Below are 23,199 nucleotides of genomic sequence, written 5' to 3' on the forward strand. Positions count from 1 at the left end.
GGCGGAATGCCGACGGCCGCTGATCGGCGCCCGCGGCGGCCTGGGCCAGCCGCGCCGCCACGGTGGCGCGGTGTACACGCGGGCTGTTGCGGCGCGCCTGGGCCGCCAGGCGGGCGGCGGTCAGTTCGGGTTGCACGGCGTTTTCGCGGCCCTCGAGCACGGCCTTCAGCATGCGCAGTTCAAACAGTTTCTCGACCGCAAAAGCCAGCCAGGACTTGAGTTCGGTGTCCAGCCTGTCCTCGGCCTGCAGACTGTAGGGCACGTGCAGCAACGAGCAGGACGGCGCCAGCCAGAGCTCGCCCTGGTGCTTCTCGGCCACGGGCCTCAGTCTGGCCAGGGCGGCATCGGGGTCGGTGCGCCAGATGTTGCGGCCATCGACAATGCCGACCGACAGCACCTTGTGGCTGGGCAGCCAGTCGGCCACGCCGATGAGCTCCTCCGGCGCGCGCACCGCATCCACATGCAGGCCCGCCACCGGGAGTTGGCAGGCCATGCGCAGGTTCTCCTGCAGGGGCGAAAAGTAAGTCGCCAGCAGCAGCTTGACGCCGCTGCGCGAGAGCTGCCAGTAGCTGGCCTCAAAAGCCTGGCTCCAGGCCACCGGCAGGTCCAGGCCCAGGATGGGTTCGTCCATCTGCACCCATTCCACACCCTGGGCCTTGAGGCGGGCCAGGATTTTTTCGTACACCGGCAGCAGCTTGCTCAGCAGGCTGAAGCGGTCAAAGCCCGGCGTTTTTTCCTTGCCCAGCCAGAGGAAACTCAACGGCCCCAGCAGCACGGCCTTGACGGCATGGCCGGCCAGTTGGGCCTGCGCGACTTCGTCAAACAGGCGTTCGGAGGCCAGGCTGAATTCGGTGCCCGGGCCGAACTCCGGCACCAGGTAGTGGTAATTGGTGTCGAACCATTTGGTCATCTCGAGCGCGAATGTTCCGCTCTCAGCCTGATCTTTTTCTTTGCTATTGCCGCAGCCGCAACCGCAGTCCAGGCAGTGGGTCTGGCCGCCCTCGGCAATCACGCCGCGCGCCATCGCGAAGTAGCGGCTGAGTTCCGGCGCCTGCCCGGTAAAACCAAAGCGCGACGGCTCGCAGCCCAGCATCTGGATGTGGTTGACCACGTGGTCGTAAAAAGCGAAGTCGCCCACTGTCACGAAGTCCAGTCCGGCTTCTTTCTGCACGGCCCAATGGCGCTCACGCAGTTCCGCGCCGGCGGCTTCCAAGGCGGCCAGGCCGATCTCGCCGCGCCAGTGTTTTTCAAGCGCGAATTTCAGTTCCCGGTGCGCGCCCATGCGCGGAAAACCCAGGGTGTGTGTATGGACCATGCCGCTTATCTCCCGATTGCAAATCAAACAAAGAACGCATGGTCGTGCAGATTCAACTATTATTCAAACGAAAGATATTGCCTTTCAACATGAAAATTATTGATTCACCCACATACCCGTCATGACGCTTTCGATCCTTGAACTGCGCCACCTGCGCACCCTGACCGCCCTGCGCGACAGCGGCAGCCTGGTGCGCGCAGCGCAGTTGCTCAACCTCACGCAGTCGGCGCTGTCGCATCAGGTCAAGCTGCTGGAGGAGCGCTACGCGGCGCCGCTGTTCGAACGCAAATCCGTGCCGCCGCAGTTCAGCACCACGGGCCTGCGCTTGCTGGCGCTGGCCGATGCAGTGCTGCCGCAGGTCGAGGAGGCCGAGCGAGACGTGGCGCGCCTGGCCACCGGGCGCTCCGGCCAGTTGCGCATCGCGGTCGAGTGCCACACCTGTTTTGACTGGCTGATGCCGGCCATGGACGCCTTCCGCACGCGCTGGCCCGAGGTGGAACTGGACATCGTCTCGGGCTTTCACCCCGACCCGATCGCGCTGGTGCTGCAGGACCGCGCCGACATCGCCATCGTGTCGGAGGCCGACGCCGATGAAACGGTGGACTTCCACCCGCTGTTCCGTTTTGAAATCATGGCGCTGCTGGCCAACCACCACGCGCTGGTCGCCAAGACACACCTAACGGCCAAGGACTTCGCCGATGAAACCCTGATCACCTACCCGGTTCCGGATGAAATGCTGGACGTGGTGCGCCAGGTGCTGGAGCCGGCGGGCATCAAACCGGCGCGCCGCACCACCGAACTGACGATTGCGATGCTGCAGCTGGTGGCCAGCGGCCGCGGCGTCGCCGCGCTGCCCAAGTGGGCGGTGCAAAGCTACCTGGACCGCGGTTATGTGAGCGCCAGGCCCATAGGCAAAAAAGGGCTGACCGGTCGTCTCTATGTAGCTTGCACCGAAACTACCTCAGGCCGGCCCTGGCTGGCCGACTTTGTGGCGATCACGCGCGAGAGCTGCTTCCTCACACTCAGTGAGATCGAGCTGCTGTAAGAGCCGCGGCGCTCAGTGCCGGCCCTGGCGCAGCTGCGCCAGGCGCTCGGACATCGCGTCGATGTCGAGCGCATCCTCGGCATTGGCCAGGTAGGTTTCCAGATCGGCCACCGCGCGTTCGGGCTCGCCATGGGCGGCCCAGGCCAGGCCGCGGTCGCGGTATTCCGTCCAGGCTTCGGGCTGCAGCACGATGAGGCGGTCTTGTACCGGAATCAGGCGCTGCCAGTCTTCCTGGGTCTTGTGGATTTCCTTGAGGTTGCGCAGCATGCGGCTGATGATCTCGCGCGGCGGCGCCGACTGCAGGTACAGGCCCATGGGCACTTCGAATTCGTCGCCCGGGCTGCCGCCGTGCTGCCGGAAGGGCTCGAGCCGCTCGGACAGCTCCTCGCGGCTCAGCGACTGGCCGCTGAAAGGGTCTATCACCACCTGGCCTTTGGGCAGGTTGACCTTGACCATGAAATGCCCCGGAAAGGCCACGCCGCGCGCGTTAAGGCCCAGGCCCAGGGCCAGCTCCAGCCACAGCACCGCCAGCGTGATCGGAATGCCGCGGCGCGTGCGCAGCACGGCGTTCAGGTAGCTGTTGTCGGGATCGTAGTAGTCGTTGACATTGCCGCCGAAGTTCAGGTCGTGGAAAAAGAACTGGTTCAGCGCACGCAGCCGCTGCAGCGCCGGTGCGTCGGCCGGCAGGCGGCGCTTGAGGCGGGCCAGCAGCTGGTCGACGTCGCCCAGCACCTGCTGCACGTCCAGGTCGGGATATTCGTCCTGCGCCAGGCTGATGGCGGCTTCCAGGAGGGGGAAATGCTCGTCGCTTTCCACCAGGCTGGAGAAATATTGCAATGGTGACGGTACAGCCAGATTTAATTGCATGACCCCTACTTTCTCATAATCCGGCGCAAAAAGGCATCCGGAAAATGCCGCTCGGTACCTGGAGCGCGCCGCCCGTCAATGTCTCAGCAGCTTTGTTACCTTGAGGCCGGACAGCCACAGCGCCGCGAAATACAGCAGCGCCGACGCCAGCAATACCAGCGCCAGCCAGCCGATACGCTCTATGGAATGGCCTTTCAGGGCGACCCATCTCACCGCTCCGGCGGCCCACAGCAAAAAGGCCGCCAGCAAGGCGCTGGCGCCGCCCACCTGCAGTGCAAACTTGCCCCAGCCGGGCACCGGTTTGTAACTTCCGCGTTTCAAAAGCCCCAGCAAAAGCCACAAGGCGTTGACCAGGGCGCCGATGGCGATCGACAGCGTCAGGGCCGCATGCTGCAGCACCGGCACCAGAAAATAATTCAGCACCTGCGTGAACACCAGCACGCAGACGGCGATGCGCATCGGCGTGCGCATGTCGTGCCGGGCGTAAAAGCCCGGGGCCAGCACCTTGACGGCCACGATGCCTATGAGCCCCACGCCGTAGTTGCTCAACGCCGCCGTCGTGCGCTGCACATCGAGGTCGCTGAAGGCGCCGTAGTGGTACAGCACGGCGACCAGCGGCTGCGAGAACACCAGCAGGGCCACCGCACAGGGCACCGACAGCAGGACCACGAGGCGCAGGCCCCAGTCGAGCATGGCCGAGTAGCGTTCCTCATCCTGGCTGCCGCGCGCCGCGGCCAGTTGCGGCATCAGCACAACGCCCAGGGCGACACCCAGCATGGCGGTGGGAAATTCCATCAGGCGATCCGCATAGGTGATCCAGCTCACGCTGCCGGTGGCCAGGTGCGAGGCAATCTGGGTGTTGATGAGCAGGGATATCTGCGCGACGCTCACGCCCAGCAAGGCCGGCAGCATCAGGCTCAGCACCTTGCGTGTGCCCGGGTTATTCCAGGACTGGCGTAAGGCCGTGAAACTGGCGCCTATCCGCGGCAGCAAGCCCAAACTCCGCAGCGCGGGCAGTTGCAAGCCCAGTTGCAGCAGGCCGCCGACCATCACCCCCACACATTGGGCGTAGATAGGTTCGATGCCATGCCTGGCAAACCAGGGAGCGCCCAGGGTAATGGAGCCGATCAGCGCCACATTCAGCAATACGGGCGAGGCGGCGGGCACAGCAAACCGGCGCCAGGTGTTGAGGATGCCGCCGGCCAGCGCGACCAGCGACATGAAACCGATGTAAGGAAACATCCAGCGCGTCATCACCACGGCAGCGTTGTAGCCCTGCGGCTTCAAGCCGCTCGCCATGGCCCACACCATCAGCGGCGCGGCCAGCACCCCGGCCACGCACAGCAGCACCAGCGTCCAGGTCAGCAGGGTCGCGACGTGGTCAATCAGCTGTTTGGCGCCTTCTTCACCCTTTTCAGCCTTGCAGGCCGCCAGCACCGGCACAAAAGCCTGGCTGAAAGCACCCTCGCCGAGTACCCGGCGAAACAGGTTGGGTATCCGGAAGGCGACGTTGAAGGCGTCGGTCATGGCGCTGACGCCAAACACCGAGGCCATCAGCAGGTCCCGGACAAGGCCCGTAACGCGAGAGGCCAGGGTCAGCAGGGAAACGGTAGAGGCGGCTTTGAATAATGACACTCCGGGAGTTTATGCGGCCAAAAGCCAGGAATCCGATAAAGTTTTGCCGCCAAGCCGGCCTAAACCAGACGCGATGCGAAGCGAGCCGCGTAAAACCAAGTTAGAGACGCGGAACCGGCTTTGCCGGGCCGCAGGCGCAGCGGCCCCGAGGGGCTGGAGCCCGCGGCTCCAAGCCTGCCTGCGCAGGCTTGGACGGGCGACAGAGGCGAAGCGTCTCGCGAGCCGCGGCCTGCAAGGCCTCGGGAGCTACACGCAGTGAGCGACCGTGGGGGTATATAATCGTGGGCTTTGCTGCAACATCCACAGACTCCTCCCCAGGATTAAAGGAATTTATATATGGCCACCGCCAAACCCAAGAAAAAGAACCCCCGCCTTGCGTCGGGCCGCAAACGCGTCCGCCAGGACGTCAAACTCAACGCTGCGAACACCTCGCTGCGCTCCAAATACCGCACCGCTGTGAAAAACGTCGAAAAAGCCGTTGCAGCCGGTGACAAAGACAAAGCCAAGGACCTGTTCGCCAAGGCCCAGAGCATTGTGGACACGGTTGCCGACAAGGGCATCTTCCACAAGAACAAGGCAGCGCGCGACAAGAGCCGCCTGTCCGCCAAGGTGAAAGCCCTGGCACTGGCCCCCGCAAAGGCCGCCTAAGTAATTAGGCAAATCGCCCGGACGGCATCTTCTTCACGAAAATACCGTCCGCCGTTTTGTAGGGTGCGCTGCAGCAAAGCAAAAAAGCCGTCGAAAGACGGCTTTTTTGTTGGGCGCTTAACTTAGACTCGGGCGCAGATGGGGCGCAAAGGGACAAACCGCCCTCTTCCACTGTTGTTACTCAACAAGAAAAGGCGGCCCATGCGCTCACTCGTTCTGCCGGCCCTTATCGCGGCCAGTCTGGGCACTGCCCATGCCGCCGACGACGAAATCTTCGACTTCAACGAGTTGCTCAATCCCGGCACCATCAGCCAGGCGGAGTGCAACGCCAAGCAGGATGCCGTCTGGGTGGAAACGCAGTGGCGCGAACAAGGTGCCGCCGAACGCACAGCCAAAGGCTGCATTCGCTACTTTCCCAGCGCCAATGCGCTCGGCGCGGAAACCGCCGTGCTCTTCATGCATGGCGACGTCCTGAGCGGCGGCATGGCGCAGGCCAGGGAGGCCTATGTCAAGTCCGCCAGCCGGAGCCTGCAGATCGCGCGGTCCGAACGCTCGGCCAAAGAAATCGGCCTGCCGGTGATCCGCATAGGCCGTCCGGGTGCTTACGGCAGCACTGGCGCGAGCCATTTGCGCGAGCGCCGCATGCCGGTGGAAGCCCATCTGACAAACGCGGCGATCGACGCCATCAAGAAAAAATACGGTTACCAGCGCATCCAGGTGACGGGCCTGAGCGGCGGTGGCGGGCTGGTAGGCGCGGCACTGACGCTGGGCCGCACGGACATCGATTGCGCAGTGGTCGCCAGCGGCGCGGTGAGCATGAAGACGCGGGCCCGCCTGCTTGGCAGCAAGGAAGCCCAGCGCGGGCTGGACCAGACTGGACAGCCGCTGTCGGCCGTGTACGACCCGATAGACCACATCGGCGGCGTCAAGCCGGACGGCCGGCGCCGCGTGTTTGTATTAGGCGACCCGCAGGACTCGGCCGTGGCCTTTGAGTCACAGCAGGAGTTCCAGCAAAAGCTGGTTGCGGCCGGAACGCCCGTCACCTTGCTGACCGCTCCGGCCGCCGATGCCAAGCACCACCAACTGGGGTCTGAAGCGCTGCTGGTGGCGGCCTGGTGCAAATCCGGCGTGGCGGATGCCCAGATACAGGCCTGGCTGGCCGAAGGAAAAAAGAAATAGGCCGCTGAAGCCGGCCCGCCCTCAACGAACGGGCGGCTCGGGAATCAGGCAGGCTTCAGCCACCTGTAAATCGTTGTCTTTGGCGAAGTTGATGGCGAAATCCCAGGCCATGGGTTCGGCCTCGCGCAGCTCAGAGTTGACGACCACACATTTCACGCCGTTGATGACGGTAGGCACGCACCAGGGGGAATAGGTCAGGTGGCTGCCGGGCTGTGGGCCGCCCGGGCGGAAATGACTCATCACACCGCACAGCCTGTCGGCCCAGTCGCTGGGCCGGAAGGTTTTGCCGTCGCGGGTAATACCCTGGATGAAGACTTCTTTGGCGGTATTGGAGACCATCGGGTGGAGGGTTTTTTGCGCCGCCCGGCATGGGAAAAGGATGGGATTCACCCCATGCTGCAGCGCACAACAATTCTAGCTTAACTCGGACTCTTATATAAGACTTGGCAGACAAATTTTCAATGGGGACCATAGCGGGAACTGCCGGGCGCCTGCATTGCAGCAATGCGGAAACGTCACAAAAGCCCGCAAAGTCTGCGCCTAAAATCAGTCCAGGCCCGCATCAAGCACTGCGGGCCTCGGATTTTCCGCACTGTTACAGCCCTTGTTCCGGAGTTTTCCATGACCGCAGCCCTGCCCAAGCACATCGAAGCCGCCTCTCCCCACGTGATGAACACCTACGGCCGCCTGCCCATTGCGCTGGACCACGGCCAGGGCTGCCGCGTCTGGGACGTCAACGGCAAGGCTTACCTCGACGCGCTGGGCGGCATCGCCGTCAACACCCTGGGCCACAACCACCCCAAACTGGTGCCAGCCCTGCAGGAGCAGATCACCAAACTCATCCACACCTCCAACTACTACCATGTGCCCCTGCAGGAAGCCCTGGCCGCCAAACTGGTGGAGCTGTCGGGCCTGGAAAACGTGTTTTTCTGCTCCACCGGCCTGGAAGCCAACGAAGCCGCGCTCAAGCTGGCGCGCAAGTTCGGCCACGACAAGGGCATTGAGCGCCCGGAAATCGTGGTCTATGAAAAAGCCTTCCACGGCCGCAGCATCGCCACGCTGAGCGCCACCGGCAACCCCAAGGTGCAAGCCGGCTTCGGCCCGCTGGTCGAGGGTTTTATCCGCGTGCCGCTCAACAATATTGACGCGCTCAAAGCCGCCACCGCCAACAACCCCAATGTGGTTGCCGTGTTCTTTGAAGCCATCCAGGGCGAAGGCGGCATCAACAGCATGAAGGACGAGTACCTGCGCGAAGTGCGCGCCCTCTGCGACGAACGCGACTGGCTGCTGATGATCGACGAGGTGCAGTGCGGTATGGGTCGCACCGGCAAATGGTTTGCCCACCAGTGGGCCGGTATCAAGCCCGACGTGATGCCGCTGGCCAAGGGCCTGGGCTCGGGCGTGCCGGTCGGCGCCGTCGTGGCCGGCCCCAAGGCCGCCCGCATCTTCAGCCCCGGCAACCATGGCAGCACCTTCGGCGGCAATCCGCTGGCCATGCGGGCCGGCGTGGAAACCCTGCGCATCATGGAAGAAGAAGGCCTGCTGGCCAATGCCGTGAAGGTGGGCGACCACCTGCGCGCGGCGCTGGCGAGCGGCCTGGCCGGCGAGAAAGGCCTGAAAGAAATCCGCGGCCGCGGCCTGATGCTGGGCATTGAACTGACGGTGCCCTGCGGCGAGCTGCTGGGCCGCGCCGCCGAGAACGGCCTGCTGCTGAGCGTGACTGCCGACACCGTGATCCGCCTGGTGCCGTCGCTCACCATGACCACGGCCGAGGCCGACGAGGCGGTGGCCATCCTGGTGCCGCTGATCAAGCAATTGCTGAAAGAGAAAAACGCGTGAGCACTGCGATCCCCTCTACCCCCGCGCCGGTGCGGCACTACCTGCAGTTCAGCGACCTGAATGCGGCGGAATACGCCTACCTGTTCGAACGCGCCGCCATCATCAAGAAGAAATTCAAGACCTACGAAAAACACCAGCCGCTGGTCGACCGCACGCTGGCCATGATTTTCGAAAAAGCCTCGACCCGAACCCGCGTGAGCTTCGAGGCCGGCATGTACCAGTTGGGCGGCAGCGTGGTGCACCTGACCACCGGCGACAGCCARCTGGGCCGCGCCGARCCCATCGAGGACAGCGCCAAGGTCATCAGCCGCATGGTCGACCTGGTGATGATCCGCACCTTCGAGCAGACCAAGATAGACCGCTTCGCCGAGCATTCGCGCGTGCCCGTCATCAACGGCCTGACCAACGAGTTCCATCCCTGCCAGATCCTCGCCGACATCTTCACCTACATCGAGCATCGCGGCTCCATCAAGGGCAAGACGGTCGCCTGGGTGGGCGACGGCAACAACATGGCCAACACCTGGCTGCAGGCCAGCGAAATCCTGGGTTTCAAGGTGCACCTGAGCACGCCGGGCGGCTACGAGGTGGACCAGTCCATCGCCGGCATACGCTCGGCTGACAGCTACAAGGTCTTCAAGGACCCGATGCAGGCCTGCGCCGGCGCCGACCTGGTCACCACCGACGTCTGGACCAGCATGGGCTATGAGGCCGAGAACGAAGCGCGCAAAAAGGCCTTTGCCGATTGGTGCGTGGACACCGACATGATGCGCGCGGCCAAGCCCGACGCACTGTTCATGCATTGCCTGCCCGCCCACCGCGGCGAGGAAGTCGAGGCCGAGGTCATCGACGGCCCGCAATCGGTGGTCTGGGACGAGGCAGAGAATCGCATGCATGCGCAGAAGGCACTCATGGAGTTCCTTCTACTCGGGCAGCTCGCGTAACACGCGRGCTGGCGGCGCGCAGCGCCGGCGCCAAAAGCAAAGCCTTTATCCGCGCCTCACAAACGGCATCTTCGTGGCCATGATGGCCATGAACGGCAAGATTTGACCGTCGACCATTAATACGACCCACTCTATTGAACACAGGTCATCACGCCTGTGCGCCGAACAAGAATGAACTCAATTGGCGCAACGGCAACTACTTCGCCATTTACGAGCAAGCGCGGAGGAGTGACCTGAAACGACTCGGACACAACTGCAGCGGTCTTCACGTTCAGCCAAAACTCGCGTATGGGTTGTGAACCTTTCAACTCCATTGAAGCGTCCAATGACCGATACGGCAACCCAGAGTCCGTGGAGAAGGGCAAGGTTATGTGCTGGCCTGTTGCCGGAACATCCACCCTGATGTCGGAGGTTAAAAATCTGACCGAGGTCCCCGGCGTCAGGCCGAAGGTCATACCAATCCACACCATACCGTCGGCGCGGGAAACATTAACAGACATCGAACTCGCATTTGGGAGAGCCTGCCGCCAGCCACCATACGGCACGCTGCCGCACGTTTTTCCTTCATATCGGTGTGCAGTGTCGACGGGAAGAAATATGTCGCGCGACACCGCGCAACCAGCCAACGCAGCAAGCGCAACCAGTCCCAGGAAGAACGCACTGACGACGAGTGCATGTCTAAGGGTTGCATTGAGCTGATCTTTAAGACTCCACATTGCTATGCCCCAAAGGCCGACAGGACAGCAACGTGGAACTTTTCAATGCGCAGCTCTGACCCGCAAAAGCATCAGCCACGGCCCACAAACGGCATCTTCGTGGCCATGATGGTCATGAACTGCACATTGGTCGACAGTGGCAGCGACGCCATGTGCACCACCGCGTCTGCCACTTCCTTCGCATCCATCATGGGTTCGATGGCGATCTCGCCATTGGCCTGGGGCACGCCCTTGGCCATGCGGGCCGCGAGCTCGGTCATGGCATTACCGATGTCGATCTGGCCGCAGGCGATGTTGTACTTGCGGCCGTCCAGCGAGATGGATTTGGTCAGCCCCGTGATCGCATGCTTGGTGGAGGTGTAAGGCGCTGAATTGGGCCGCGGCGCGTGGGCCGAAATCGAGCCGTTGTTGATGATGCGGCCGCCCTGGGGCGCCTGGTCTTTCATCAGCCTGATGGCAGCTTGCGCGCAGAGGAAGGAGCCCGTGAGGTTGATGTTGACTACGTTGGTCCATTGCTCGAAGGTGATGTCCTCGAGGTTCACGGGCGGCGCGCCCACGCCGGCGTTGTTGAACAGCAGGTCCAAGCGGCCGAACTTCTCTTTGACTTTGGCAAACGCCGCCGCCACCGACTCGGGCTTGCTCACATCGGTCGGCAGCGCCAGCGCGCGATCGGTGCCGCCCTCTTTAGCAACTTCATTGAGCGGCTCCACGCGGCGCCCGACCAGGGCCACGCTATAGCCTTCACGCAGCAGGGCCAGGGCCACGGCCTTGCCGATACCGGTGCCCGCGCCGGTGACGAGTGCGACTTTGCCGTTGGACTTGTTGTCGGGATTCATGATGTGCCTTTGTCTCTCTTGAAGGGTTGCAGGAGGGGTTGGTAAATCGATGCAGCAGCGAGCGCCGCAGGTCTGGATTGTGCCCCAGCCTGCGCAATTGCACAGGCCGCGCCTGGGCCTCGCCGCAGGCCGTCGCCTGCCCAATACTTTAGGTTTCAACTATTTTTGGAATTGTTGGAAATAACCGACACCACGGCTTTTTTGCCGGTGCTACCTTTGCACCCATGACAGCCCGCACACGCGCTACAGGCGCATCACCTCCGCTCAAGATCTGGGACATCTCGCCATCGGTCGATGAAAACGCCGCGGTGTTTCCCGGCGACACGGCCTATTCACAGCAGCTGCATTTTTCCCTGGCGCCGAACTGCCCGGTCAACGTCAACAGCATCACGCTGTCACCGCACACCGGCGCGCATGCCGATGCGCCGTTGCACTATGCCAATGGCGCGGCCAGCGTTGGCGAGCTGGACCTCGCCCCCTACCTCGGGCCCTGCCGCGTAATCCACTGCCTGGACTGCGGCCCGCTGGTCTTGCCCGAGCACTTGGCGCACGCGCTGCAAGACCTGCCGGCGCGCGTGTTGCTACGCACCGCACGCAGCGCCAGCCAGGCCTGGGAGGCCTTCACCGCGATCGCACCGGAAACACTCGAATTACTGGCAAGCAAACACATCACCCTGATCGGCATAGACACACCCAGCGTGGATCCTGCCACCAGCCAGGACCTGCCCAGCCACCACCAGTTGCTGGCGCACGGCCTGCGCGTGCTGGAAAACCTGGTGCTCGATGAGGTCGCCGAAGGCGATTACGAACTGATTGCCCTGCCCCTCAAGCTCACCAAGGCCGATGCCTCCCCCGTGCGCGCCATCCTGCGTGAACTTCCCTGAAGAAAAAATGATGACCACTCTGCAAGACTGCCGCGCCCTCGATGCACAAGACCCGCTGCGCGACCTGCGCCAGCAATTCACACTGCCCGAAGGCGTGATCTACCTGGACGGAAATTCGCTGGGCGTACTGCCGAACACTGCGGCCGCCCGCGTCGCCGAGGCGGTGACGGCCGAATGGGGCCAGGGCCTGATCCGCTCCTGGAACAGCGCCGGCTGGTTCGAGCTGCCGCAGCGCCTGGGCAACAAGATCGCGCGGCTGATAGGCGCGGCCCCCGGTGAGGTGGTTGCCACCGACAGCACCTCCATCAACCTCTACAAGGTGCTGAGCGCCGCGCTGCACATCGCGGCCCAGGACGCGCCCAAGCGTAAAGTGATCGTCAGCGAGCGCAGCAACTTCCCGACCGACCTCTACATCGCCGAAGCGCTGTGCCGCGAGCGCGGTTTTCGCCTGCAGCTCGTTGAACCAGACGAAATCAGCGCAGCCCTCACCGCTGAAGTCGCCGTGCTGATGTTGACCCATGTGAACTACCGCACCGGCGCCATGCACGACATGGCCGCCCTCACCGCGGCAGCGCACGCCGCCGGCGTGCTCACCGTCTGGGACCTCGCGCACAGCGCGGGTGCCGTGCCGGTGGACCTCAACGCTGCGAAGGCCGACTTCTCCATAGGCTGCGGCTACAAATACCTCAACGGCGGCCCCGGCGCGCCGGCCTTTGTCTGGGTCAACCCCAAGCATGCCGACCGCTTCTGGCAACCGCTGGCCGGCTGGTGGGGCCACGCCGCGCCTTTTGAGTTCACGCCCGACTACCGACCTGCCTCCGGCATTTCACGCTACCTGTGCGGCACCCAGCCCATCCTGAGCATGACCGCGCTCGAATGCGGCCTGGACACCGTGCTGGCCGCCGAGCCGCTGGGCGGCATGCAGGCCTTGCACAAGAAATCGCTGGCGCTGACCGACCTGTTCATCCAGCTCGTTGAAGAGCGCTGCGCGGGCCACGGCCTGGGCCTGGCGACGCCGCGCAAACATGCGCAGCGCGGCTCGCAAGTTTGCTTGACCAAAACCGAAGGCGCCTACGCCATCGTGCAGGCGCTGATCGCGCGCGGCGTGATCGGCGACTTCCGCGCAGGCGACGGCGAAGCCGGCAAACACCTGGACATCCTGCGCTTCGGCTTCACACCGCTCTACATCGGCTTTGAAGACGTCTGGAACGCCGTCGAGCATCTGAAGCAGGTACTGGCAACCGGCGAATGGCAAAAAGCCGAATTCAACCAGAAGCACGCGGTCACGTGATGAATAACAACGAAAACAAACCACAAGCGCCAGAAGACATCGTGCGCGACGAAAAAGCGCAGCTCGACTTCAGCAAATCCATGAGCTACGGCGACTACCTGCAGCTCGATGCCATCCTGGGCGCGCAAAAGCCGCTCTCGCCCGACCACAACGAAATGCTGTTCATCATCCAGCACCAGACCAGCGAACTCTGGATGAAGCTGATGCTGCACGAGCTGCGCGCTGCCATCGCCAACGTCGCGAACGACGAGCTGGGCGGCGCCTTCAAGATGCTGGCGCGCGTGAGCMRSATCATGGAGCAGYTGGTGCACGCCTGGGAYGTGCTGGCCACCATGACGCCGCCSGAGTACAGCGCGATACGACCCTACCTCGCCAATTCCAGCGGTTTCCAGAGCGCGCAGTACCGCTGCATCGAATTCGCGCTCGGCAACAAGAACGCCGCCATGCTCAAGCCCCATGCGCACCGGCCCGACCTGCTGGCGCAAGTGCAGGCCGCCTACGAAGCACCGTCGCTGTATGACGAAGCCCTGCGCCTGCTCGCCCGCCGCGGCCTGGCCATGCCGGCCAGCCACACGCAGCGCGACTGGACCCAAGGCTATGTCGAGAGCGATGAAGTCGAGCAGGCCTGGCTGGTGGTCTATCGCGATCCGAAGAAATACTGGGACCTATACCAACTCGGTGAAGAGCTCACCGACCTGGAAGACGCGTTCCGGCTCTGGCGGTTCCGGCATGTCACCACGGTGGAGCGGGTGATTGGGTTCAAGCGGGGGACGGGTGGGACGGGTGGGGTGAGCTACCTGCGCAAGATGCTCGACGTGGTGCTATTCCCGGAAATCTGGAAATTACGCACCGATCTCTGAAATCCAGTCTTTTATTTAATCGTTGACGATCGTATTCATTTGAATACAATCGTCGACATGGTACCTATTTCCGCCCGACTCCCCGACGACCTCTACGAGTGGCTGTCGACGCTTCCGATGGAAGACGCGACCACCCTCAGCGACAAGCTCCGCGTCGCCGTACTCCACCTCAAGCGCATGCACGATGGCGACGCCGATTATCTGGGCGCCCTGTCGATGTACCGCGACCTGGGCCGCAATACCCGCGAACAGATCGCCCAGCTTGAGCGCCAGACCGGCCAGCACTCCGAAGTGCTGGCGGCGTTCATGGAGCATCTTCCGGCCTTGATCGCCATGCTGCATGCCAGCCAGGCCTCGTCTCCCAACAGCGCCCGGGAGCTGGAAGCCGTCCTGGTCAAACGCACCATGCAGTTGGCGGAGACGCTACTGAGGCAGGCGGTCACCTCGCGCGCCGCCGCCTATGATGAAAAAGTCATCATTGATAATTCAACTCGTGTGCTCGAGTTGGCGCGACTGATTTCGTCACCACGCTAAAAAGGGAGGTTTTATGGCCGATAGCTTACGTACCCGGGTTACCCGCGTGATCGCGGGCGGCGCACATGCGCTGCTCGACAAGATAGAAGATGCCGCGCCTGTTGCCGTGCTCGAACAATCGGTGCGCGAGGTCGAGCAGGTCACCGACGAGGTCAGGGCCGAACTCGGGCGCATTGTCGCGAACCGGCATCTCGCCCAGCAGCAGCACCTGCAGCTCAACAAGGAGCACGATGCCTTGTCGGCCTCCGTGACCACGGCGATTGCGGAAAACCGCGAAGACCTGGCCAAACAGGCGATCGCCCGCCAGCTCGACATCGAGGCGCAGTTGCCCATCCTCGAGACCAGCCTCAGTGAAATGGGCCAGCAGGACAAAGAACTTTCCGGCTTCGTGGACGCGCTGATGGGCAAGAAGCGCGAAATGGAGAAAACCATCCAGGACTTCGAAGCATCGCGCCGCCTCGCTGAAACCAGCAACCTGCGCAAAAATCCCGCCGGCACCGCCGAGGCCAGGATGAATTCCGCCCAGTCGGCGTTTGACCGCACCTTCCGGCGCCACACCGGCCTGAACGGCGCCGGTAGCGGCGGGCTGGAGCAGACCGCCAAACTCAACGAACTCAACCAGCTTGTGCGCGACAACAAGATCAGCGAGCGCCTGGCCGAGCTCAAGGCGAGCCACTAAGGCCGCCGCGATGATCATCTTCACCGCACCGGAAACCTGGCCTTTTGGCGCCGCGCTGGCCGTGATGGTCGGCTTGAGCATTGTGGAAGGAGCGGGCCTGATGCTGGCGCACAGTCCTTCGCATATCCTTGAAAGCCTGATGCCCGACACGCCCGACGGCGCCGACGGCCCCCTGGGCTGGCTGCATGTCGGCAAGGTGCCCTTGCTGGTACTGCTGATCCTGTTCCTGGCGGGCTTTACCGTCTCGGGCTATGTGATCCAGTCTGTCGCCCACGGCCTGGCCGGCTCGCTGCTTCCCGCGTGGCTGGCCTGCATACCAGCGTTCCTCGCGGGCATCTCCACGGTCAACGGTGTGGGGGGACTGCTGGCCAGGATCGTGCCCGGCGATGAAACCAGCGCGGTCAGCGAACAGACCCTGATCGGCCGCGCCGGTGTCATCGTCAAAGGCCATGCGCGCGACGGCGTGGCTGCCGAGGCCAAAGTCCGCGACGCGAACGGCCGCGCGCACTATGTCATGGTTGAACCCGACATCGCCGATCAGACGCTGGACGAAGGCACGGCCATCGTGCTGGTGCGCAAAGCCGGCGCCCGCTTCAAATGCATACGCAACCCGCACCCTGAGCTTTTGTGAGACGAACCAAAGAACTGAAATTGAATGGCAAAAAAACGGCCCAAACGGCCGGCCAAAAACAACAACCGGAGGAAGTAGATCGTGATTGACATGCTTATCAACATAGCGGTTCCCGCAGGGCTGGTATTTTTCCCGCTGCTGCTCATCGGCATCATCTTCGCGCGGCTTTACCACCGCGCCACCAAGGAGACCGCTTTTGTGCGCACCGGCCTCGGAGGCCAGAAAGTCATCATGGATGGGGGCGCCATCGTGCTGCCGATCTTCCATGAGACCATTCCCGTGAACATGAACACGCTCAAGCTCGAGGTCTCGCGGCGCGAAGAGCAGAGCCTGATCGCGCTGGACCGCATGCGTGTGGACGTGGCTGCCGCCTTTTTCGTGCGCGTCAAGCAGACCGCGGAATCGGTCAGCACGGCGGCCCAGACCCTGGGGCGCAAAACCATGGAACCGGCGGCGCTCAAGGTTCTGGTGGAAGACAAGTTCGTCGATGCCTTGCGCGCCACCGCCGCCACCATGTCGATGCGCGAGCTGCAGGACAAACGCCGGGAGTTTGTGCAAGCCGTGCAAAACGCCGTGGCCGAAGACCTCGAGAAGAACGGGCTGGAACTGGAGTCGGTCTCGCTCACCAGCATGGACCAGACCGCCAAGGAGTTCTTCAACCCCAGCAACGCCTTTGACGCCGAAGGCCTGACGCGCCTGACCGAAGAGACCGAAAGCCGCCGCAAACAGCGTAATGACATCGAGCAGGACACCGAAGTCCAGGTACGCACCAAAAACCTCGAAGCCGAACGCCTGAAGCTGACGATTTCCAAGGAGCAGGAATTCGCAACCTTGACCCAGCAGCAGGAAATCTCCAACGCCAAGGCCGACCAGACCACCGCCATCGCCAAGATCGAAGCCGAGCGCCATCGCGAAGCCGAAGAGGTCCGCATCAACGCCGACCGCCTGGTGAAGGAGCGGCGCATCGAAGCCGACCGCACCGTCAACAGCGCAGAGATCGATAAAAACCTTTCCGTGCAAAAGAAACAAATCGAAGCCGACCGCGAAACCAAGGTCAAGCAGGCCGAGCAACGCCAGTCGATCGAACTTGCCAACCAGGGTGCGGCCATCGCCATCGCGCAAAAATCCCAGGAACAGTCCCAGGCCGATGCGGCCGCAAACACCGCGCGCGCCGAAGCCGTCAAGTCTGAAGAGTTGGTCAACACGGCCCGCGAAGTGGCGATTGCCGAACGCGGCAAATCCATCCAGCTGATTGATGCCGCGCGCGAAGCCGAACAGCAGGCGATCTCGATCACCGTGGCCGCTGCGGCCGAACGCGAAGCTGCCGAGAATCGCGCGCTGGCATTGCGGGTTGAAGCGGATGCGAAGAAAGCCGCTGCGCTGGCCGAAGCCGAAGGTATCAGCGCCATCAACGAAGCCAAAAACCGCCTGGGCGCGGCGCAAATTGACCTTGCGGTGCGTTTGCAGCTGATCCAGTCGCTGCCGCTGATCATCCAGCAGTCGGTCAAGCCACTCGAGAAAATCGAATCGATCCGCCTGTTCCAGGTCAACGGAATGCCCACGGGCAACGGCGCCGGCGGCGCGGGCCAGGCCGGCAGTTCCGGCGGCGCGGGCACCTTGCCCGAGCAGGTCGTCAACTCCGCGCTTCAATACCAGGTCGCCAAACCGATCGTGGATGCCATCATGAAAGACGCCGGGCTCAGCAATCCCTCACTGACGGGGATTGCCGAATCCGTGGCGGCCATGGTGGCGATGCCTCAGGTGCCTGTGGTGGTGGTGCCTCACGCCGAGCCGAAGTCCTGAGATAGCTGGCGCACTGCGCTGAATTTGTCAGACCGGAGCCTTCCGAAAGGGGCTCCGTTTTTTTTGCGCAAAAAAGGGGTAGCTGTCAAAATAGCCAGCGATACGTCCATTTCCCAGTCGGCTACTGCCTGCGTTTTACGGCAGCCCCCTCACCTTTTAATCAGCAGACGCTATTCACCTGTTGCTTCAACTACTTATCACCCATTTGGCCTATGAATTTTCCGACCCTGTCCAAGACCAAAAAAGCTTTAGTCGCGCTTGCATTGATTGTGTTTGCGCTTGTTTGTTTCTTTGCCAGGAATGGTTTTGAGTATTTCAAATACTACGTCTACGACCTCACGCACGAAAGTGACAGGGATAGATCTTCCGCGTTAGCGGAAACGACAGGAGACGCGGTGGCACATGCTGTCGCCGCATCAAAAACGGTCGCTATCTTCACCGGTGATACAGGTCATATCACCAAGGGCAAACTCCTGGATGCAAGCTACAAAAAAGAGTACGACCAGCTCCCTGAAAAACTCTACGCCCTCGGTTTTGGTGAAACCATTTATTGCGTTACCTGCAAAGACGACAAGGGCGACAAGCAGCGCGGGTACTCCGTGATTGAAACGAATTCGCCCCAGGACCTGGAAAAGTATCAACCGAGGGTCGGCCAGGAAAACTGGAAAGCTTATTTAAAGCTCGCAATGAAGGGCGCTGTTGAATACCCCACCCTGCTGCCTGCCCTGCTCAACGACAACTACCTGGTTTCAGCAGAARACTTCAGCAGAAAATACGGCCACGACTTCGATGCGTTTTATCTCAAGGAATTGCCRTATGGCGTCAAAGAGAAGCTCATCGACTTTTACGCATCCGACGAAGGAGCGGCCTATCGATTCATGAACTCCGGAAACCTCAAATACTCAAGCCTGTTAAGGGAAGGGGATTTCAGCGGCGAGGACAAGAAAGAAATCGCTATTCTGCTCAAGGACACGCGGGAAGGACTGAACGATGCCTACCTCCTCCTGGTACTCCTCAGAAAGAACGACCCCTCCCTTCATCCGGAGTACTACATCGCATTTAACGAAGTTTTYCCAGGCAAGGTCATCATCGAAACTGTTTATAAAGACCCGGAAGAGCGGTGGGATCACAAGATTTTCATGAACACTGAAGAGAAAGTGGAAACCAGGTACAACAGCTTGAGAATTCTCCGGCCCGAACAGAGGGACACTGTGCTGGTTTACGATGAAAAATTCGACAGGATGAGGAAGTACATACAAGTTCCAAAGTCCGAGAAAAACAAAATCCCGTGACTCAATAGTGGGCGCACCGCGCACCTGAAAACGTCGCTATAGGGCGTGCGCAAACAGCTATTGTTTTACGCCGGTGCAATGCCCATCAAGATATGTTTGGCTTGCACCATACAGCCAAGGCATATCCAGCAGTTTCTCGCCCAGCAGTTTGAGCGAGGCATCGCGGCCCCAACGCAGCAGACCATCGGCGTGAAATATCTGCCCATTGCGCAGTGCTCTGGCCTGAACCCGCGCATTACGCTGCCAGCGGTTGAGCGCATAGCGCTGCAGCATGGTCGGCACATCAAGCGCCGGGTCCAGCGCCTGGGCCAGGGCGTGGCCCAGTTCGGCGGCGTCTTCAATCGCCATGCCGGCGCCTTGCGCCAGGTAGGGGCGCATGGGATGGGCGGCGTCGCCCAGCAAAGCGACGCGGCCCACGGCGTGCTGATGAGCGCCCTGCATGGGCGCGCGGTCGTGCAACACCCACAGGCGCCAACCCTCAATGGCGTCCATCACCTCGCGCAGCGCGGCGCAACAGCCGGCTGTCGCTGAGGCCAGGTCGGCGGCGTTGGCGCTGTGGTCCCAAAGGTCGGCTTCGGCCGCAACCTCGCCGTGCACGATGGCCACCACGTTGAGAAATTCACCGCCGCGCACGGGGTACTGCACCACATGCATGCGCGGCCCCAGCCAGGCGGTGACCTGGTGGCTCCTGAGCAGTTCAGGCAGATCGGATTGCCGCATCAGGGCGCGGTAAGCCAGGTGGCCGGTGCGGCGCGGCAGGCCATCCCCCAACAGTTCCTGGCGCACCGTGCTCCAGATGCCGTCGGCGCCTATGAGGGCGTCACATTCGATACCGGGGCCGTCGTCAGCACGCACGGTGACGGCCTGGGCGGTCTGGCTGAAAGATTGCAAGGGCCGGCTCAGGTGCAGCTTCACATCGGCATGCTGCTGCACAGCCTGCAGCAGCACACCGTGGAGGTCAGCGCGATGAATGGTGAGATAAGGCGCGCCATAACGCTCGGCCATGGCGGCGCCCAGAGGCAGTTCGCCCAGCAGCTGGCCCGACACGGCACTACGCACCTGCAGGCGTTCGGGAACCGCGGCCACGGCCTGCAGCGCGTCGGCCAGTCCCCAGCCGTGCAGCACCTTGACGACGTTGGGGCCGAGCTGGATGCCGGCGCCGACTTCGCTGAAGGCGTTGGCGCGCTCAAACAGGCGAACGTCCCAACCCGCGCGCGTTGCTGCCAACGCAGCGGCGAGCCCACCGATGCCGCCACCGGCAATCAGAGCCTGCCGGAGCATCAGGCCAACAACTGCCGCAGCACGAACGGCAAGATGCCGCCATTGCGGTAGTAATCCACCTCGATGGGTGTGTCCACGCGCAGGATCACGGTGACTACCTCGCGCGAACCGTCGGCGCGCGTGATGACCAGCTTGGCTTCGCTTTGCGGCTTGAGTTCGGGGTGTGGAATCACGTCGATGACTTCGGTGCCGGTGAGCTTGAGGGTCTGCCACGATTCGCCCGGCTTGAACTGCAGCGGCAGCACACCCATGCCCACCAGGTTGCTACGGTGGATGCGCTCAAAGCTSYKKGCCACCACGGCCTTGATGCCCARCAGCTGYGTGCCCTTGGCGGCCCAGTCGCGSSAGGARCCGGTGCCGTATTCCTCGCCGGCAAAGATCACCGTGGGCGTGCCTTGCTCCATGTACTTCATGGCGGCGTCGTAGATGAACATCTTCTCGCCGCCTGGCTGGAACAATGTCACGCCGCCTTCTTCGCGCGAACCGTCCGCGTCGGGCGGGATCATCAGGTTCTTGATGCGCACGTTGGCGAAGGTGCCGCGCATCATCACGTCGTGGTTGCCGCGACGCGCGCCGTAGCTGTTGAAGTCGGCTTTCTGCACGCCGTTGGCCTGCAGCCACAGGCCCGCGGGCGAGCTGGCCTTGATGGAGCCGGCCGGCGAGATATGGTCGGTGGTGATGGAGTCGGCGAACAGCGCCATGATGCGCGCGCCCTTGACCGACACGCTGCCGGCTTCGCCGGCGTCCATGCTGAAGTCCTTGAAGAACGGCGGCTCGGCGATGTAGGTGCTGGCGGGCCAGGTGTAAGAGGTGCCTTTGACTCCCTTGATGTTTTCCCAGAGCTTGCCCGGTTCGGTTTTCACCTTCGCGTAATTGGCGCGGAAGGCCTTGCCSTTCATYGCGTACTTCATGAGTTTGTAGATCTCGTCGCTGGTCGGCCAGATGTCGCCTAGATACACATCTTTGCCGCCCTTGCCCTTGCCAACGGGCTCGGTCATCAGGTCGCGCATCACCGTGCCGGCGATCGCGTAAGCCACCACCAGCGGTGGGCTGGCCAGGAAGTTGGCCTTGAGGTTGGGATGGATGCGCGCCTCGAAGTTGCGGTTGCCCGAGAGCACGGCCGCGCAGACCAGGTCGCTTTTGCTGATGGCTTCGTTGAGCTCGGGCGTCAGGTCGCCGGCGTTGCCGATGCAAGTGGTGCAGCCGTAGCCGGCCAGCGCGAAGCCCAGCTTTTCAAGGTAAGGCAGCAGGCCTGTCTCGGTCAGGTACTCGGTCACGATGCGCGAACCGGGCGCCAGCGAGGTCTTGATGTGCGGCTGCACCTTGAGGCCCGCTTCCACCGCCTTTTTGGCCAGCAGACCGGCGGCCAGCAGCACGCTGGGGTTGGAGGTGTTGGTGCAGCTGGTGATGGCGGCGATCAGCACGTCGCCGTTGCCCACGGTGATGCCGGGCGCCGAATGCACGACCTCGGTCTGCGCGGTGGCGGGTGAGTCGGTGGTGTTGCTGGCACGCGCATGGGCCAAGGTGGGCCTGTTGCCCTCCATCTCCATCACGGGGCGCGCGGCACCCGCAGGTGTCGGCGGCGCGGAGGGCAAGGTGTCCAGCCGCCCTTCGTCGGTGCGGCGCACCAGGTGGCGCGTGTTGAGCATGGCCGGCGGCTGGTTGAAACCGTTCTCGGCAATCGGCTTGCTGAAGAGCGACTTGAACTGCCCGGCGACGTTGCCGAGCTCGATGCGGTCCTGCGGGCGCTTGGGGCCGGCCAGGCTGGGCGTGACGTCGCCCAGGTCGAGCTTGACCACATGCGAATAATCGATCTGGCCGGCTTGCGCCACGCCGAAGAGCCCTTGCGCCTTGAAGTAGGCCTCGAAGGCTTCGATCTCTTCCTTGGTGCGGCCCGTTCCCTTGAAGTAGTCAATGGTTTTCTCGTCGACCGGGAAGAAACCCATGGTGGCGCCGTATTCGGGCGCCATGTTGCCGATGGTGGCGCGGTCGGGCAGGGCCAGCGTGCGCGTGCCTTCGCCGAAGAACTCGACGAACTTCCCGACGACCTTCTCTTTACGCAATTGCTCGGTCACCCGCAGCACCAGGTCGGTGGCGGTAACGCCTTCGCGCAGGCGGCCGGTCAGCTCGAAGCCCACCACATCGGGCGTGAGAAAGTACACCGGCTGGCCCAGCATGGCGGCTTCGGCCTCGATGCCGCCGCAGCCCCAGGCCACCACGCCGATGCCGTTGATCATGGTGGTGTGGCTGTCGGTGCCCACCAGCGAGTCGGGGTAGTACACGTTGTCGTTGGTCTTGTGCACGCCGCGCGACAGGTATTCAAGGTTGACCTGGTGGACGATGCCGAAGCCCGGGGGCACGACGCCGAAGGTGTCGAAGGCCTGCATGCCCCACTTCATGAATTCGTAGCGCTCGCGGTTGCGCTGGAACTCAAGCTTCATGTTGAGGTCCAGCGAATTTTTCTTGCCGTAGTAGTCGACCATGATGGAGTGGTCGACCACCAGGTCGACCGGCACCAGCGGCTCGATGGCCTTGGGGTTCTTGCCCAGCTTGAGCGCCACGCTGCGCATGGCGGCCAGGTCGGCCAGCAGCGGCACGCCGGTGAAGTCCTGCAGCACCACGCGCGAGACGACAAAGGGGATTTCTTCGCTGCGCTCGGCCTGGGGCAGCCAGTTGGCCAGCTGGGCCACGTGTTCGGCCGTGACTTTTTTGCCGTCGCAGTTGCGCAGCACCGATTCGAGCACGATGCGCATGGACACCGGCAGGCGGGCGACTTTGGGGAATTGTTTGGCGAGTTCCGGCAGGGAGTAGAACTTGCCGGTTTTGCCGGAGGCGGTCTTGAAGCTTTTGAGCGTGGACGAAAAAGCGTGGGGAGGCGGTTTGGCCATGGCGGACTCCTTTTTATTGACGGCAGCCCCCATTC

Annotated in this window: 20 protein-coding genes and 1 pseudogene; 13 read left to right on the forward strand and 8 right to left on the reverse strand. The window is 62.7% G+C overall.

Features of this window, described 5'->3' with window-relative positions; translation table 11 throughout:
- Window positions 1–1,315: pseudogene (locus AC1D1Y_RS15545) on the reverse strand (5-methyltetrahydropteroyltriglutamate--homocysteine S-methyltransferase); the annotation flags it as partial.
- Window positions 1,316–1,436: 121 nt separating this feature from the next.
- Between AC1D1Y_RS15545 and AC1D1Y_RS15550 the strand changes: the two are divergent.
- Window positions 1,437–2,360 (forward strand): LysR family transcriptional regulator, encoded by a 924-nt coding sequence (locus tag AC1D1Y_RS15550; protein ID WP_477683108.1) that lies wholly within the window; start codon window positions 1,437–1,439, stop codon window positions 2,358–2,360.
- A gap of 12 nt (window positions 2,361–2,372) precedes the next feature.
- On the opposite strand, the gene AC1D1Y_RS15555 is transcribed toward AC1D1Y_RS15550, so the two are convergent.
- Both AC1D1Y_RS15555 and murJ read right to left on the reverse strand, forming a co-directional pair.
- On the reverse strand, window positions 2,373–3,227 hold the full coding sequence (locus tag AC1D1Y_RS15555; protein WP_477683109.1) for a SirB1 family protein: 855 nt from the start codon (window positions 3,225–3,227) through the stop codon (window positions 2,373–2,375).
- A gap of 75 nt (window positions 3,228–3,302) precedes the next feature.
- The gene (murJ, locus tag AC1D1Y_RS15560; protein WP_477683110.1) at window positions 3,303–4,862 is read right to left on the reverse strand and encodes a murein biosynthesis integral membrane protein MurJ; all 1,560 of its coding nucleotides are present in this window, start codon (window positions 4,860–4,862) and stop codon (window positions 3,303–3,305) included.
- A gap of 336 nt (window positions 4,863–5,198) precedes the next feature.
- Between murJ and rpsT the strand changes: the two genes are divergently transcribed.
- Entirely contained in the window at window positions 5,199–5,510 is a 312-nt protein-coding gene (gene rpsT / locus AC1D1Y_RS15565) for a 30S ribosomal protein S20 (protein ID WP_007864125.1), read from the forward strand.
- A 201-nt stretch (window positions 5,511–5,711) separates the two neighbouring features.
- Window positions 5,712–6,689, forward strand: a complete 978-nt coding sequence (locus AC1D1Y_RS15570; RefSeq protein WP_477683111.1) for a hypothetical protein — start codon at window positions 5,712–5,714, stop codon at window positions 6,687–6,689.
- Window positions 6,690–6,710: 21 nt separating this feature from the next.
- Here AC1D1Y_RS15570 and AC1D1Y_RS15575 read toward each other — a convergent pair whose 3' ends face one another.
- Complete coding sequence (locus AC1D1Y_RS15575; RefSeq protein WP_477655167.1) at window positions 6,711–7,028, reverse strand: DUF3579 domain-containing protein; 318 nt, start codon at window positions 7,026–7,028, stop codon at window positions 6,711–6,713.
- Between the two features lie 282 nt (window positions 7,029–7,310).
- On the opposite strand from AC1D1Y_RS15575, the gene AC1D1Y_RS15580 reads away from it, so the two are divergent.
- The gene (locus tag AC1D1Y_RS15580) at window positions 7,311–8,528 is read left to right on the forward strand and encodes an acetylornithine/succinylornithine family transaminase (protein WP_477683112.1); all 1,218 of its coding nucleotides are present in this window, start codon (window positions 7,311–7,313) and stop codon (window positions 8,526–8,528) included.
- Complete coding sequence (gene argF, locus AC1D1Y_RS15585) at window positions 8,525–9,469, forward strand: ornithine carbamoyltransferase (RefSeq protein ID WP_477683113.1); 945 nt, start codon at window positions 8,525–8,527, stop codon at window positions 9,467–9,469. The genes AC1D1Y_RS15580 and argF overlap by 4 nt, the downstream gene beginning before the upstream one ends.
- A 131-nt stretch (window positions 9,470–9,600) precedes the next feature.
- Here the strand turns inward: argF and AC1D1Y_RS15590 are convergent, their stop codons facing one another.
- Together AC1D1Y_RS15590 and AC1D1Y_RS15595 are read right to left on the reverse strand one after the other, a co-directional pair.
- Entirely contained in the window at window positions 9,601–10,185 is a 585-nt protein-coding gene (locus AC1D1Y_RS15590) for a hypothetical protein (RefSeq protein ID WP_477683114.1), read from the reverse strand.
- Window positions 10,186–10,256: 71 nt separating this feature from the next.
- On the reverse strand, window positions 10,257–11,021 hold the full coding sequence (locus AC1D1Y_RS15595; protein WP_477683115.1) for an SDR family oxidoreductase: 765 nt from the start codon (window positions 11,019–11,021) through the stop codon (window positions 10,257–10,259).
- A 224-nt stretch (window positions 11,022–11,245) separates the two neighbouring features.
- On the opposite strand from AC1D1Y_RS15595, the gene kynB reads away from it, so the two are divergent.
- The 8 genes from kynB (at window position 11,246) to AC1D1Y_RS15635 (ending at window position 18,995) form a co-directional block, all read left to right on the forward strand.
- The gene (kynB, locus tag AC1D1Y_RS15600) at window positions 11,246–11,905 is read left to right on the forward strand and encodes an arylformamidase (protein ID WP_477683116.1); all 660 of its coding nucleotides are present in this window, start codon (window positions 11,246–11,248) and stop codon (window positions 11,903–11,905) included.
- Window positions 11,906–11,915: 10 nt separating this feature from the next.
- Window positions 11,916–13,196 (forward strand): kynureninase, encoded by a 1,281-nt coding sequence (gene kynU, locus AC1D1Y_RS15605; RefSeq protein ID WP_477683117.1) that lies wholly within the window; start codon window positions 11,916–11,918, stop codon window positions 13,194–13,196.
- The gene (gene kynA, locus AC1D1Y_RS15610; RefSeq protein ID WP_477683118.1) at window positions 13,196–14,056 is read left to right on the forward strand and encodes a tryptophan 2,3-dioxygenase; all 861 of its coding nucleotides are present in this window, start codon (window positions 13,196–13,198) and stop codon (window positions 14,054–14,056) included. The genes kynU and kynA overlap by 1 nt, the downstream gene beginning before the upstream one ends.
- 39 nt (window positions 14,057–14,095) lie before the next feature.
- Window positions 14,096–14,590 carry a hypothetical protein gene (locus tag AC1D1Y_RS15615; protein WP_477683119.1) on the forward strand — a complete coding sequence of 165 codons (495 nt, stop codon included), beginning with the start codon at window positions 14,096–14,098 and terminating at the stop codon, window positions 14,588–14,590.
- A 13-nt stretch (window positions 14,591–14,603) separates the two neighbouring features.
- Window positions 14,604–15,269 carry a PspA/IM30 family protein gene (locus AC1D1Y_RS15620; protein WP_477683120.1) on the forward strand — a complete coding sequence of 222 codons (666 nt, stop codon included), beginning with the start codon at window positions 14,604–14,606 and terminating at the stop codon, window positions 15,267–15,269.
- Between the two features lie 10 nt (window positions 15,270–15,279).
- Window positions 15,280–15,900 (forward strand): YqiJ family protein, encoded by a 621-nt coding sequence (locus tag AC1D1Y_RS15625; RefSeq protein ID WP_477683121.1) that lies wholly within the window; start codon window positions 15,280–15,282, stop codon window positions 15,898–15,900.
- 90 nt (window positions 15,901–15,990) lie between these two features.
- Window positions 15,991–17,703, forward strand: a complete 1,713-nt coding sequence (locus AC1D1Y_RS15630) for a flotillin family protein (RefSeq protein ID WP_477683154.1) — start codon at window positions 15,991–15,993, stop codon at window positions 17,701–17,703.
- A gap of 212 nt (window positions 17,704–17,915) precedes the next feature.
- Entirely contained in the window at window positions 17,916–18,995 is a 1,080-nt protein-coding gene (locus tag AC1D1Y_RS15635) for a hypothetical protein (RefSeq protein ID WP_477683122.1), read from the forward strand.
- 57 nt (window positions 18,996–19,052) lie between these two features.
- Here the strand turns inward: AC1D1Y_RS15635 and AC1D1Y_RS15640 are convergent, their stop codons facing one another.
- Both AC1D1Y_RS15640 and AC1D1Y_RS15645 read right to left on the reverse strand, forming a co-directional pair.
- Window positions 19,053–20,276 carry an FAD-dependent monooxygenase gene (locus AC1D1Y_RS15640; protein WP_477683123.1) on the reverse strand — a complete coding sequence of 408 codons (1,224 nt, stop codon included), beginning with the start codon at window positions 20,274–20,276 and terminating at the stop codon, window positions 19,053–19,055.
- The gene (locus AC1D1Y_RS15645) at window positions 20,276–23,164 is read right to left on the reverse strand and encodes an aconitate hydratase (protein WP_477683124.1); all 2,889 of its coding nucleotides are present in this window, start codon (window positions 23,162–23,164) and stop codon (window positions 20,276–20,278) included. Before AC1D1Y_RS15645 ends, AC1D1Y_RS15640 begins: the two co-directional genes overlap by 1 nt.
- Between the last annotated feature and the right edge of the window lie 35 nt (window positions 23,165–23,199).

It is taken from the genome of Polaromonas sp. P1_G1, from assembly GCF_056405595.1.